Below are 14433 nucleotides of genomic sequence, written 5' to 3' on the forward strand. Positions count from 1 at the left end.
TTTTCTTTTGTTCCTATAGAATAAAAATAACGCCATTTGGCTATATCTTGAACTCAATTATTCCTTAATTTTGGTAAATAGAAATTATTAAATTTATTCAAAATGAAATACCATCAAATAGACCGTGATTTGTTTATAAAAAACAGAGCGAAATTCACGGCACAAATGAAACCTAATAGCGTTGCCGTTTTTAATTCAAACGATATTTACCCAGTTTCTGCCGATTCTACTTTGCCTTTCGCTCAACATCGCGATATTTTTTATTTGTCTGGCGTTGATCAAGAAGAAAGTATTTTGTTGCTTTTTCCTGATGCACCATACGAGTATTTAAAGGAAATTTTATTTCTAAAAGAAACCAACGAACACATCGCCATTTGGGAAGGCGAGAAGCTCACTAAAGAAAGAGCTTTTGAAGTTGCTGGAATTAAAACCGTGATTTGGCTACAAGATTTTCATAAAACGTTAAAAGAAATCATGGCGTATGCCGAAACGATTTACATCAACACTAACGAACATTATCGCGCATCGATTGAAACCGAAACTCGTGAAGCACGTTTTGTAAAATGGTGGAAAGAAAATTATCCAGCACATAAAGTAGAAAAGTCAAATCCTATATTGCAACGTCTTCGTTCGATAAAAGAAAGCGAAGAAATTGACTTAATTCAAAAAGCATGTGATATTACCGAGAAAGGTTATCGCAGAGCGCTAAATTTTGTAAAACCAAACGTAATGGAATACGAAATCGAAGCAGAATTTGCACATGAATTTTTAAGAAATCGTTCTAAAGGTTTTGCTTACACGCCAATTATTGCTTCGGGAAATAACGCTAACGTGTTGCATTATATCGAAAACAACCAACAATGCAAAGCAGGCGATTTAATTTTGCTTGACGTTGGTGCAGAATATGCCAATTATTCTAGTGATATGACCAGAATGGTTCCGGTTTCTGGACGATTTTCAGACAGACAAAAAGAAGTTTACAATGCCGTTCTACGTGTGAAAAATGAAGCTACAAAAATGCTTGTTCCAGGAACTTTGTGGAAACAATATCATGTAGAAGTTGGTAAAATCATGACTTCAGAACTTTTAGGTTTGGGATTGATTGACAAAGCCGATGTTCAAAACGAAAATCCAGATTGGCCAGCGTATAAAAAATATTTCATGCACGGCACGTCGCATCATTTAGGTTTGGACACACACGATTATGGTTTGCTTCACGAACCTATGCAAGCCAATATGGTGTTTACGGTTGAACCGGGAATTTACATTCCAGCGGAAGGTTTCGGAATTCGAATTGAAGACGATATGGTCATTCAAGAAAAAGGCGAAGCGTTCAACTTAATGCGCAATATTCCTATTGAAGTAGAGGAAATTGAGAGTTTGATGAATTCGTAATTTAGAAAATAGATACAAGAAGAAAGAGAAAAGACGGTTTGCGAAAGTGAGCCGTTTTTTTATGTTTAAAGTTGTCATTCCGTGGCACGAGGAATCTCATATCGCAAACAACTAGTGTGATTTCTCCTTCGTCGAAATGACAAAATCACTCTATTTTTGGTAGTTGTAATTGTGGTAATGGTTGACAAAATGTTTTATTAACGATTTTTTCTCTCATCAAGGTTTTATCATTGAAGTGACGAGAAATATTCTGAACTATCTCAGTATAATTATCTTTTTCGTTATTTTTTTTATGATAAAAGACTTTTATAGAGCGACAATTTTCGTTTTCAAATATTGTGTTTAACAAAACTCTATCAGACAGTCCACACGAATGACCTAATATAAAAACTTGAAATTTCCCAAATTGTTTAATAAAATCTAATAGTCTTTTGTAATTGCTTTTGTTGAGATATTGAAATGATTTTATATTTTCTAATAATCTATTATCATTAAAATTCTCAATTACTTTATAATCTTCATCCATTTCATCCCCATAACCAAATACTATTGGATGTTCGCTATTTTCAACTTCGCCATGAATGTTTATAATTTCAGATTGTTTCCATCTTTTTTTTATTTCATCAATATATAATTTTGATGTTGGAGTATAATTAAAATTTAAAAAAATTACTTTATACATCACGCTTGTTTGAAAATTATCTGAATAATTTTGAATTTCATTAGTTAACATAAACATATTACTTTTTGCTTCTGTTTCGTCTTCAACAGGAAATTCATCTAAATAATTAGTCATTTTTCCCTCTTCGATTTTATCAGGGAAAAAAATTTTTAAAACTGAATTATTTTCATCGATTTTAAAATGATATCTATTTATGACTTTTTCAAACAAATAAACTTCAAGAAGCTTTTTTATCTCATCAAATTCATTATTGAGTTTTTCAACTTTTTCTAATTGATGTTTTTTCCAGAATTCTTCGGTTATTTTTTCCTTCAAAAATAAATCAGATTTAATTATTTTTTTTAACTCTGAATAGTATAGATTTTCAATATCAACCCAATTGTAAATACTTTCATCGTTAATTTTAAGAAATAAATCATTTTTAACTCTAAAAATATCAGTTGCCCCTATTTGTGCAACACAATTTTTGTCGTAGAAGTTATATTTGTAGTCTTTACAATATTCTATTAAATTTTTTTTGAAATCTTTAAAATCACGAATCTCACTGTAATTTTTGTAGTAACCGTCATATGCATCATTTGTTAATACAATTTTTTTATATAAATCGTTTTTACAATTAGCATTGAAGCTTTTCCAAAAATCATCAATAAAATGTCCATAACTCGTAGGCAAACCATGTGCCAAATCAAATCCATTTCCTATAATAACTAATCTATTCATAAACAAAACCTTTTCTCAAAGATAGAAAATTAGACTCAAACTTGTCATTCCGTAGGAATCTAAAAAGAGACTCACAGCACATCAAAGTTTGTGAAAAAATAATTCGTGATTTTACAGTTAAAATCTACTTTTGCAACTATGAAAACCACAATCTACAAAAACACCAAAATTGCTTTTACTGACCAAGGAAAAGGAACAACAATTGTGCTGTTGCATGGTTTTTTGGAAAATCAAACCATGTGGAAAGCCTTTGTTCCTGAACTTTCAAAAAAACATCGCGTTATAACCATTGATTTATTAGGTCATGGCGAAACGGAATGCTTGGGCTATGTGCATTCTATGGAAGATCAAGCCGATATGGTTCAGCACGTTTTACACGAATTAAAAATCAGAAAAGCGATTTTGGCTGGTCATTCAATGGGCGGTTATATTGCTTTGGCTTTCGCCGAATTGTATCCCGATACTATTAAAGGATTGTTTTTGTTGAACTCGACTTCACTTGCCGATAGCGACGAGCGTAAAATAAATCGCGACCGAGCAATTATTGCCGTAAAACAGAATTACACCAATTTTGTTCGAATGAGTATTGCCAATTTATTTAGCGAAAGCAATCGGGAAAGATTAGCCGAACAAATAGAGCAAGTTAAAAATGAGGCACTAAAAACTCCTTTGCAAGGAATAGTTGCCGCTTTAGAAGGCATGAAAATCCGAAAAGACCGTGAAGTGATTTTGCATTTTGCGCCTTATCCGATGCAATTGGTTTTAGGCAAAAATGATGGTGTTTTAAATTACGATGATAATCTTGGTCAAATTGAAAATACCAAAGTAGAACTTACCACTTTTCCAGATGGACACATGTCGCATATTGAAAACCAAGAGGAATTATTGAAGGTTTTTTTGAGTTTTTTGAAAAGGGTTTAACCACTAAGGTCACTAAGAATGCGCAAAGTTCTCAAAACTTTGTGTTCATAGTGAAATAACTTTGTGTTCTTTGTGGTTAAGCATTAAATTTTCTCCTCAAAAGCTACATCAACATTCAAAATCTCTTGTAGCAAAATCACTATTTCCTCCAAATAATTTTCCATAATTTCTGGTGAAATAACGTCAAAGCTTTCTTTTTCGGGTTTAAAATTAAAGGGTAAAAATCCAGATTTTAAATTCTTAAACGAAATAATTCCTGCTTCAATATCTAATCCTTTTGCTTCTTCTTCATACATGAATGCATATGCCAAAATTTGAATGATTTTGTCGTTTTTGATGTCTTCCGTTAAACCATTCCAGTCTTTTAGCGTAACGTTTTTTTGTTCCACTTTACCCGTTTTGTAATCGATAATTCGAATTCTTCCGTTTCGGTTTTCAATTCGATCAACATTTCCTGCAATGGTTACAGCAAAAGGCAATTTTGGATGTTCAAGCGTTCGTGACAATGGTTTTTCTAAAGCAATTAACTGAATTTCATCTCCGTTTTGAATAGCCTCTAACTCCATTTTTAAGAAATTCAACACATTTCGTTTGGCAACTTCAAAGGCGAGAAGATTTCTTCCTTTTTTGATTTCACCTTCTTTGTAAACCAATTTGAATTGCTTCAACACTTCATCATCAATGTTTTTGATGCAAATTTTTATATCATTTTCAATTAAAATTTTTCCAATAAATGGTTTGTACAATTCTTCTAAAGTGCCGTGAATAATAGTTCCAAGCGTATTGACCGCAATGTTTTCTTCTACTTCGTCCGTTTCAGAAATTCGCAAAATTCTCTGAAAATAAAACTGTATTGGATTTCGAATATAGGTTGTCAATGCTGATGGTGAAAAACCTTTTTCGGCAATTTCTCTCAGTCGATTGATGATGCTTTCCGTTTTTTCGATGACAATCGGTTCATAAGCAATATTGGGAACATTTGGATTGTAAAAATCAAAAGTTAAGTTGTGTTTTGGTCGTTTTTCAACTTCTAATTGTGTTATGAAACGGCTTTTTTCGCCGGCATCAAATCCTTCGCTATCTGAATTATAAATCAAATAAACATTTTTTGCTCGTTGTAACAAATGATAAAAATGATACGTATAAATGGCATCTTTTTCTTTGAAAGTAGGCAAACCATATTCACGTTTCACATCATATGGAATGAAGGAATTGGTACTTTTTCCTGCTGGAAATTTACCTTCATTAACCGATGTGATGATTACGGTTTCAAAATCGAGCACACGACTTTCCAAAACTCCCATAATTTGTAAACCATTCAAAGGTTCGCCTTCAAATGACACTTCTGCCAAATCGATAATTTGCTTGTAAATCGCATGTAGCGTTTTGATATTATCAATTTTTTGATGTTCACTAAAATAGGAAATCATTTTATTGATGATTTTGAAAATGGAAAAAACAAATGCGTTGGCAATTTTTTCTTCTGAAACTTCGGGGTTTTGGTCTTTACTTAAATTGGCTTTTACTTTTAGCAAAATTTGAGACAAATTCTCTAAAACTGTAACCGAATTTGTATCCCATTTTTGAAATAATAAGCTGAAAAGTTCGTTCTCAAACGGATGTAATTCTTTCAGTTTTTTATGGGAAATAAACGTAAAATTATTGCGATTGATAGTACTTACTACGACATCAGCTTTGCAATATGGTTCAATCAGCGGATGTGTCAAAACATCCAGCACGTCTTTGTAATACATCACATAATTGGTTGCATTTCGCTCAAAAGCATTTACATGTAGCTTAAAAAGTTTGGCAATCAACAACTGTGCAGGATTATTTTTGCTGGTAAAACCCATCGTAATGTTCAACGCATCAATTTCAGCAGGAAGCGAATGCAAAACAGGCAATAAAAGGTTTTCTTCACCAAGAACTAGGGCAACATTTTGAAGATTGGAATTGTTGTTGTCAATGTGTTTTTTTATAATATCGCCAGCAATCTTCGCTTGACCGATCGATTTTGAAGTTCCTATGACTTGGATATTTTTTTCTGCTGAATACTCATTAGAAATCCATTCATAAGGATTGGTTTTATAGTAACTCCAACTTGATTTAAAACGTCTTTGAAATAAACCAGCATCATGAAAGGTGTCGTGAAGTAGTGTTTCGTCAATATCCCAATAAATTTTGGCTTTTCCCAAAGCGAGCAAATGCTGAATAATTTTTTCTTCGGCTTGATTGAGTGCATTAAAACCAGCAAAAATAAAATGGTTAGAATTCTTTTCTGAAAAATGATTGAGATTTTCAACTGCTTCGCGATAAATTAATCCTTGGTAACCAATTCCTTTATTTGACAAATAGTTGTAAAGTGAATGATAATATTCGGGTAGTTTTTTCCAAAAGGCAAGATAATTGTCAATCAGTTCGGTTTTTTTGTTGATGTCAACTGACCAATGCTCGATTTCTTTGATGTTTTCAAGATATTTCAAAATTTTATCAGGTTCGAGTAAATACCTATCGATTTCATTAAAATCTTGTAAAAGTGTTTTCGCCCAATTGGCAAAAGTTTCAAAAGTCTCTTGATTTTTTTCGGTAATAGAAACGTAAACTTCATAAAATTCAAAAAGCAATTCTACCGAATCTATACTTCGAATTCCGGCAATGTCTTGAACAAATTCTTCTACACTTATTATTTCTGGCGCAAAAACATTTGTTGAAACTAGTTTTTTTAATTCATCAAGTAAAAACACTTTGGCCCTTTTGTTGGGTAAAACAATAACGAGTTCTGATAAATTATCAAAATTATTTTTTAGAATTTCTTTTGCTAGTTGATGAAGAAAGGTTGGATTTGACATGTTATAAAAATAAAAAAAACGCTCCGAATTTAGGAGCGTTTTTTATAAAATATTTTGGAAGAAATTATTTTACTAATTTCACTTCAACTCTTCTGTTGTTAGCCTTACCAGCTTTAGTTTTGTTTGTATCAATTGGTTTAGATTCACCGAAACCAGCTGAAGACAATCTTGAAGAAGCAATTCCTTTTTCGATTAAGTAATTTTTAACTGCAGCAGCTCTGTTTTCAGACAAAGTTTGGTTAGCAGCATCTTTACCATCGCTATCTGTGTGTCCTTCGATAGAGAAATTAGAATTTGGATATTCTTTTAAAATAGCTGTAATAGCTTCTAAAACTGGGTAAGTTTGTTGTTGGAAAGAAGCTTTACCAGAGTCAAACAAGATAGTTTTAGCATAATCATTTAATCTTTTAACAACTTCGTCAGATACCTCTGGACAACCATTGTTTGCAACTGTACCAGCAACATCTGGACATTTGTCATCTTTGTCTAAAACTTTATCACCATCTTTGTCTGGCCAAGGACAACCATTGTTTTCTTTTGGACCTTTAACATCTGGACATTTATCGTTTTTGTCAGCAATTCCGTCACCGTCAGCATCTGGACAACCACCTAAAGTTTTTAAACCAGCAACATCTGGACAAGCATCATCTTTATCAGCAATTCCGTCACCGTCAGTATCAGGACAACCATTAAATTCAGCTGAACCAGCGATTTCTGGACAAGCATCACTAGCATCAGTGATTCCGTCAGCATCAGTATCAGGACAACCGTTAAATTGTTTTAAACCAGCAACTTCTGGACAAGTATCATCTTTGTCATAAATTCCGTCTCCGTCTGTATCTTTACCACCAAATTTGAAAGTAAGACCTGCAAAATGTTGCATATGTGTTGGTACTGAACTTGCTTCTTCTCTAGAGTCAAAAGAATGTTTGTATGTGGCGCGATATGATACACCAACATTTTCTGTAATCCAATAAGCTAAGCCTAAACCAGCATTAACAGTTCCACCTCTTGCATCATCTCCTAACCAAGTATAACCACCACCAACATGAGCCGAAGGGTCAATAGATTTTGATTTGATTAAGTTCATTAGGCTATAATTGATAACTCCATCAATTCCATAATAGCTTAAATCACCTGGGTTTGAAACTGTATAATCTTGATTGTTAACTCTTGGTCCAACAAATTTGTCTATCTTATTAATAGATCCTGTTAAACCAAAAGAGAAATTACTACCTACGTATTTAGATACGTTAATGTAAGATACAGATGGAAGGATGTTCCAGTGATCTTTAGCGTTAAAGAATTCAGAAAATTGATCTTCTAAACTTGATGCAGCACTTACTCTTGTATCTACTGCGTTAACCCCAAATGAGATTGCCCATGGGTTGTTGCTATCTTGAGCTTGTGAACTGATTCCAGCTAACATTAATACAGCAACTAATAATTTGTTAAGATGTTTCATACTTAATTTGATTAGATTATAATAATTATAATAGGGCAAAAGTAATACGTATTAATATAATATCAAAATGATATTGTTAAAATATGCTTAATTAAATGATATTTAACGCTTTTCCAACTTCAATAAAAGCATTAATTGCCTTGTCAAGATGTTCTTTTGAATGAGCAGCTGATAACTGAACTCTAATTCTAGCTTTCTCTTTCGGAACAACTGGAAAGAAGAAACCTATAACATAAATTCCTTTTTTCAACAATTCATCTGCCATTATTTGGGATAACTTGGCATCGTATAACATAACAGGAACGATTGCAGAATCACCATCAATAATGTCAAAACCAGCTTTTTTCATGCCGTTTTTAAAATAATTAGTATTCCATTCTAGTTTATCTCTGAGCGAAGTGTCTTTTTTCAATAATTCAAAAACTTTGATTGAAGCACCAACAATAGCTGGAGCTAACGAATTAGAAAATAAATAAGGTCGTGAACGTTGACGTAAAATTTCAACAATTTCTTTTTTGGCTGTAGTATATCCACCCATTGCGCCGCCAAGTGCTTTTCCTAATGTTCCTGTAATGATGTCAACTCTTCCCATTACGTTTTTGGCTTCCAAAGTTCCTTTGCCTGTGGCACCAATAAATCCAGCAGCGTGACATTCGTCAACCATTACTAAAGCATCATACTTATCGGCTAAATCACAAATTTTGTCCAATGGCGCAACTAATCCATCCATTGAAAAAACACCATCGGTTACGATAAGCTTGAAGCGATGTCCAGCTTCAACGGCTTTCTTTAATTGGTTTTCCAAATCGTCCATATTGTTATTTTCATAACGATAACGTGCTGCTTTACACAAACGAACGCCGTCAATAATGGAAGCGTGATTTAAACTATCTGAAATAATGCAATCTTCTTCGCCTAATAATGGTTCAAAAACACCACCATTGGCATCAAATGCTGCTGCGTAAAGAATAGTATCTTCGGTTCCATAGAAATCTGCGATTTTTTGTTCCAAAGTTTTATGAATATCTTGCGTTCCACAAATGAATCGTACTGACGACATCCCGAAACCGTGGGAATCCAAAGCGTCTTTTGCGGCTTGAACCACTTCGGGATGTGATGATAATCCTAAATAATTATTGGCACAAAAGTTTAAAACCGTTTCGCCATTAACTGTTATTTCTGCACCTTGAGGCGAAGTGATCACGCGTTCTTTTTTGAAAATACCATTGTCTTCAATGGTTTTTAATTCGTTTTGTAGGTGTTGTTGAATTTTTCCGTACATGTTTTTATTTTTAAATTTAAAAGATTTAAAAAATCAAAAAGATCAAAAAAACTATACTGGACAGTTTTACAAATACTTTCGATTTTTTTGCTTTTTATATTGTTTTTGATTAATTTACAAATTTACCACTTCCAACGTTTCGCCAATATAAACCAACGCTTTTTTCGTTACACGATAGTTCATTTTTTCGATAGCATTTTGATAATTCTCCAATTGTTTGGTATATTTCGCTTGATGTGAACCGGTTTTATAATCTAATAAATAAATTTCTTTGGTTGAAGTCAGAACCATTCTGTCGGGTTTTATCAAATTGCCTTCTTTTTGAATGATGGTTTTTTCGTTGAGAATGGAATGTTCATCAGCAAAAAAATCTCCCAAATCAGGATGATTTACAATTTCGAAGATGGTTTTTTCCACAATTTCTCGTTGCGAAGCGATAATCAATCCGTTTTCAATGGCTTTGGTCAATGCCAAATTCACATCGTTTTTGGTTTTTACAAACGACAGTATTTCGTGCAAAATAGTTCCATATTCAATGGCTTTTTGTTGGGTTGTATTCCACATTAAGCTTTCGCGTTGGGCAATTTTGATATTTTTTGGATTTAAAATCTCGGTTAATTGCGGAATTGTTTTTGGTGTTTCTGTACTTGCTTTTTTAGAAGATAATTTTGTACTGTTTCCAAATTCGTAGTCCAGTTTATTTTCGTCAAATAGATTTTGGCAACTCAAAAAAGTAATAAAAAACGACGCCATATTTTTTGGATATTCACCAGTCGATTTACTGATGTTTTGCATTTGCGAAATCACATGCAATTGCTCCTCAGCTCTAGTTAGCGCAACATATAAAATATTAATATCGTCTAGTAAATCTTCTTGTTTTTTTTGATTGTAAACCTCTGATGCGTCTTTTCCAAAACCTTCAACTTTGCTACTTTTATCGACCAAAACTTTTGGCAAACCAATGGTTTCTTCATCGGCGTTTATCCAAATTTTTTCTTTTGGACCTTTGCTGTAATCTTCTTCGGCAAAGGGAAAAATAACCACCGGAAATTCCAATCCTTTTGATTTGTGAATAGTCATAATTCGGATAGCATCGTTGCCTTCGGGCGATGGAATGCTGAGTTTTTCTTTTTGGGTTTCCCAATAATTCAGAAAATCCGAAATTCCGGCTTGATTTTTTAAATCGCGTTCCAAAACAACATCCAAGAAATATTGAACATAAGCGTTTCTTTTTTCGATAGAAATGGCTTTGGAAATAATCAATTCTACGGATTCATAAAGCGATTTTTTTCGAATAGTGGTAAACGAAATTTCGAAATCATAATCAAAAAGCCATTTTTGAAAATCGGCTTCTTCTTTTTGCTCCATTCCGCTCGAAATAAAGTCGTGAATGGCAATTTTATCTTTGTTTTTTTGTGCCAAATAATACAAAAAATGGGCTTTTGCTTCTAAATCATTTTTGTTTTTCAAGTAATTCAGAAAATGAACGATAAACTGAACTTCTGACGATGAACCAAGCAACAAACTCTCGGACGATAAAATCGGAATATCATTTTCGGTTAAAAAATTAGCAATTGCTGTTCCTTGATTTTTCTTTCGGGTAAGAATGACAATGTCTTTATTGGCAAAACCGTTGGATTTTACTTTTTCAATAGTTTTTAAAGTGGCTTCGAGGAATAAATCTTCTTTTTCGGTGGTTTCTTCTCCATAATTTTCGGTGTTTCTTTCATTTTTCGGCAAAAAAGAAATCGAAACATAACCGCCATTTTTATCATTCGTTTTTTGATGACTGTGATTGGCATACAAATCTTTGTAATCTTCGTTTTCAAATTCATTAGACAAAAATTTAAAAAAAGCGTTGTTGAATTCAATGATTTGCGAATAACTTCGGTAGTTTCGTTCCAGAGAAAATAGCTTTTTATCTGGATTTGCAAACGGATTTTTGTCTTTGCTGAGTTCGATAAACTGTTCTGCTTTTCCGCCACGCCAACGATAAATGGACTGTTTTGGATCGCCAACCAGCAGTAACGAACCTCGTTCACCGTTTAAATCTTCGCTTGAAAGTGCATTGTCAATTAACGGAATAAGATTTTGCCATTGCATTTCCGACGTATCTTGAAATTCGTCAATGAAAAAATGACGGTATTTTTCACCCAAACGTTCATAAATAAATGGCGCAGGCTGATTTTGAATTTGTTCGTTGATTAATTTATTGAATTCTGAAATTGAAAGTATGTTTTGTTCTTTTTGAATTTTGGTCAATTCGTTGCTCAACGTGTTCAACAACGAAAGTGGCGTGATGTTTTTAAGAAAAGCATCGTAAAAATTCTTCTTTTCAAATTTCGAATAAATTGTTGCCAAAATCGCTAACAAATTAGGAACTATGCTTTCAATTTGAGCACTATCTTTTGCCGTTTTGTTGATTTTGATGTCTTCGGCTTCGTGATAAGTTTTGTTATTTGGATTGAATTTTTTCTCTTGAATGCTGATCAAATGTTTTGGAAAATAACCACCAGAAAACGATTTTAAATCAATGCCATTGCTTTCAATTAAAGTTAAGGCTTCGATGGCTAAATTGACACATTCATTTTCAATTTCATCAGATAATGCGCTTAATTTGTTTTTGATAATTGTAAAATCTTCAATTTTTTTATTTTGAAAATGGGTGATTTCCTCGCGATTGTTTTCGTTTAAAATCAACTTTCCGGTTTCCATAATTTCACGAGAAACATCCCAAGACTTATCATCATCGGTTTTTTCCATCGTGAAATCTACTAGTAAATTGGTCAGTGTTTCATCGTTTCCAGCTTCGGCAATTATGGCATCAACAGCTTCATTTAGAAGGTTTTCGGTGTCGAGAGAAACATCAAAAGTTATCGGTAAATTCAAATCGTGTGCAAATGCGCGAATAACTTTATGCGTAAATTTATCAATGGTCGAAATATCAAACGAGGCGTAATTATGTATCAGATTTTTGATGATGTTTTTAGCTTTTTCAGTGATTGTTGCCAAACTTAAACCAGTTTCCAACTGAATATTTTGCATCAATTGAACTGCTTTCTCCGAAGGATTTTCTTTGGAAAACTCCGAAAGACTTTCTACCACGCGACTTTTCATTTCGTGAACCGCTTTGTTGGTAAACGTAATGGCGAGAATGTTTCGATAGGCATCGGGTTTTTTTGACAAGAGAATAATTTTGAGATATTCTTTTACCAAAGTATAGGTTTTTCCAGAACCTGCAGATGCGTCGTAGATGGAGAAAGCGGTTTTTTGCATTTATTGTTTCAATTATCTCGAGTTATTTCATAAACAAAATTCAACTTACTGTCTTCGCCGTAATATTCCACTTCAAATTCATCGATTTTGATGGCACCAATTTTTTCGATGGCTTTTTGGGAACGAATGTTGAAAGCGCCAATGTGAAAATAGGCTTTGTTTACGTGTTGAAAAGCGTAATCTAACATTAGTTTTTTCAACGATTTATTATAATCATTTCCCCAAAATTTTCGTCCGATGAACGTGTAACCAATCAATATTGAATTCTCTTTTTTATTGTAATCATAAAAACGACTGCTACCAACAACTTCATTAGTTTTACTATCACGAATGATAAAAGCGCCGGCAGAAAGCATCGCACCTTTAAAAAAATTCTGAAAAACAGCACGTTGATACCGCAGTTTGTTTGGATGTTGTTCCCAAAGTAGTTCGTCATTGGCAACGGCATATAATTCTTCAAAATCATTTTCCTGCAAAGGTGAAAGCGAAATTAAATTGTTTTTCAGATGATTGGGCTGCAAATCAAACATTCGTGCTATAGTTTTTATTTATGGTACTAATGTAATTAATTAATTCTTTATTAAGAAAAAGGAATTTTTCTATGCGTAATTTTGCATTAAATAAAAAATGCGTTTTGAAAAGAAATGAAATCATTTTAGTTGCGTTAATGGCGTTGCTGAACTTTACCCATATACTCGATTTTATGATTGTTATGCCATTGGGAAATATTTTGATGCCCAAATGGAATTTAACCACATCAGAGTTTGCTATTATTGTTTCGAGTTATTCGTTGTCGGCTTTTGTGAGTAGTTTTTGTGCCATTTTCTTTGCTGATAAATTTGATAGAAAAAAACTCTTATTGTTCGCTTACTCTGGATTTTTACTAGGAACTTTTGCCTGTGCTTTTGCTTTTGGAACCTATTCGATGATAGTAGCACGAATTGTAACTGGAATTTTTGGTGGATTGATTAGCGCTCAGATTTTGAGCATCATTGCCGATGTTATTCCATATGAACGTCGTGGTCGAGCAATGGGATTGTTGATGGGCGGATTTGCGTTGGCTTCGGTTATTGGTGTTCCGTTTGGATTGTATTTAGCCAATACGTATGATTGGCATTATCCGTTTTTGGTAGTTGCTATTTTTGGCGTATTGTTGTTGCCATTTTTATTCAAATTTGTTCCGAATGTTAATTCACATTTGGAAAACCCGATAAAATTAAAAGAACGCAATTCCAATTTCTATGACATTTTCAGTAATAAAGCTCAAGTTACAGCGTTGATTTTTAGCTTTTTATTGATAACGGGACATTTTATTATTGTTCCGTTGATTAATCCCTATTTAGTTTATAATGTTGGCGTACCTCAAGAATATACACCGTTAATTTATTTGGTTGGCGGAATTTGTTCGCTGATTTCGGCACAAATTATAGGCAAATTAGCAGATAGTTATGGCAAAAGAAATGTGTTTGTTTGGGCAGCTTTAATTTCTATCGTTTTTGTGGTTTTGATAACGAATATGCCACATTGGCAACTGTTTATTGTCTTGGGAATTTTTGGATTTTGGTTTAGTTCCTCAACTGGAAGAACTGTTCCAGGACAAGCCATGATCACCCAAGCGGTAACAAGTCAAACACGTGGAAGTTTTATGAGTTTGAATTCTTGCGTCCAATCGCTTGGAACAGGATTTGCTTCCTTGTTGAGTGGTTGGATTACGTATAGTGATGCCAAGTTTGCGATTCATAATTACAATTATTTGGGATATATCAGCGTTGTATTGATACTTTCCTGCGTAATGATTTCTTATCGGTTAGAGCGAAAATTGCAGCAAATTGAAATGTAATTT

The 14433-nt window shown here is 33.3% G+C and carries 9 protein-coding genes; 3 read left to right on the forward strand and 6 right to left on the reverse strand.

Annotated features, from left to right (window positions below):
• Positions 1 to 102 precede the first annotated feature (102 nt).
• A complete protein-coding gene (locus tag BC748_RS05595; protein ID WP_133532481.1) occupies positions 103 to 1395 on the forward strand; it encodes an aminopeptidase P family protein in 1293 nt (430 codons plus the stop codon).
• 145 nt (positions 1396 to 1540) lie between these two features.
• Here BC748_RS05595 and BC748_RS05600 read toward each other — a convergent pair whose 3' ends face one another.
• Positions 1541 to 2797 carry an AbiH family protein gene (locus tag BC748_RS05600; RefSeq protein ID WP_133532482.1) on the reverse strand — a complete coding sequence of 419 codons (1257 nt, stop codon included), beginning with the start codon at positions 2795 to 2797 and terminating at the stop codon, positions 1541 to 1543.
• Between the two features lie 138 nt (positions 2798 to 2935).
• Between BC748_RS05600 and BC748_RS05605 the strand changes: the two genes are divergently transcribed.
• Entirely contained in the window at positions 2936 to 3718 is a 783-nt protein-coding gene (locus BC748_RS05605) for an alpha/beta fold hydrolase (RefSeq protein ID WP_133532483.1), read from the forward strand.
• An 83-nt stretch (positions 3719 to 3801) separates the two neighbouring features.
• Here the strand turns inward: BC748_RS05605 and BC748_RS05610 are convergent, their stop codons facing one another.
• The 5 genes from BC748_RS05610 to BC748_RS05630 all read right to left on the reverse strand — a co-directional run bounded on the left by BC748_RS05610 (position 3802) and on the right by BC748_RS05630 (position 13120).
• Positions 3802 to 6567 carry a PD-(D/E)XK nuclease family protein gene (locus BC748_RS05610; protein ID WP_133532484.1) on the reverse strand — a complete coding sequence of 922 codons (2766 nt, stop codon included), beginning with the start codon at positions 6565 to 6567 and terminating at the stop codon, positions 3802 to 3804.
• A gap of 64 nt (positions 6568 to 6631) precedes the next feature.
• On the reverse strand, positions 6632 to 8032 hold the full coding sequence (locus BC748_RS05615; protein ID WP_133532485.1) for an OmpA family protein: 1401 nt from the start codon (positions 8030 to 8032) through the stop codon (positions 6632 to 6634).
• Positions 8033 to 8123: 91 nt separating this feature from the next.
• Positions 8124 to 9314 carry a glycine C-acetyltransferase gene (gene kbl / locus BC748_RS05620; protein WP_133532486.1) on the reverse strand — a complete coding sequence of 397 codons (1191 nt, stop codon included), beginning with the start codon at positions 9312 to 9314 and terminating at the stop codon, positions 8124 to 8126.
• A gap of 114 nt (positions 9315 to 9428) precedes the next feature.
• Entirely contained in the window at positions 9429 to 12590 is a 3162-nt protein-coding gene (locus tag BC748_RS05625) for a UvrD-helicase domain-containing protein (RefSeq protein ID WP_133532487.1), read from the reverse strand.
• 8 nt (positions 12591 to 12598) lie between these two features.
• Positions 12599 to 13120, reverse strand: a complete 522-nt coding sequence (locus BC748_RS05630; RefSeq protein ID WP_133532488.1) for a GNAT family N-acetyltransferase — start codon at positions 13118 to 13120, stop codon at positions 12599 to 12601.
• Positions 13121 to 13224: 104 nt separating this feature from the next.
• Here BC748_RS05630 and BC748_RS05635 point away from each other — a divergent pair, with 104 nt between their 5' ends.
• Entirely contained in the window at positions 13225 to 14430 is a 1206-nt protein-coding gene (locus BC748_RS05635) for an MFS transporter (protein WP_162846416.1), read from the forward strand.
• Positions 14431 to 14433 lie beyond the last annotated feature (3 nt).

Origin of the sequence: Flavobacterium dankookense, from assembly GCF_004362665.1 — a bacterium.
In the GTDB taxonomy this organism is placed as follows: Bacteria; Bacteroidota; Bacteroidia; order Flavobacteriales; family Flavobacteriaceae; genus Flavobacterium; species Flavobacterium dankookense.

What these genes read in the sequence shown, in the direction of transcription:
- BC748_RS05615 (WP_133532485.1), bottom strand. Translation starts at nt 8,032, where the DNA reads ATGAAACATCTTAACAAATTATTAGTTGCTGTATTAATGTTAGCTGGA.
- BC748_RS05600 (WP_133532482.1), bottom strand. Translation starts at nt 2,797, where the DNA reads ATGAATAGATTAGTTATTATAGGAAATGGATTTGATTTGGCACATGGT.
- kbl (WP_133532486.1), bottom strand. Translation starts at nt 9,314, where the DNA reads ATGTACGGAAAAATTCAACAACACCTACAAAACGAATTAAAAACCATT.
- BC748_RS05630 (WP_133532488.1), bottom strand. Translation starts at nt 13,120, where the DNA reads ATGTTTGATTTGCAGCCCAATCATCTGAAAAACAATTTAATTTCGCTT.
- BC748_RS05610 (WP_133532484.1), bottom strand. Translation starts at nt 6,567, where the DNA reads ATGTCAAATCCAACCTTTCTTCATCAACTAGCAAAAGAAATTCTAAAA.
- BC748_RS05625 (WP_133532487.1), bottom strand. Translation starts at nt 12,590, where the DNA reads ATGCAAAAAACCGCTTTCTCCATCTACGACGCATCTGCAGGTTCTGGA.
- BC748_RS05605 (WP_133532483.1), top strand. Translation starts at nt 2,936, where the DNA reads ATGAAAACCACAATCTACAAAAACACCAAAATTGCTTTTACTGACCAA.
- BC748_RS05595 (WP_133532481.1), top strand. Translation starts at nt 103, where the DNA reads ATGAAATACCATCAAATAGACCGTGATTTGTTTATAAAAAACAGAGCG.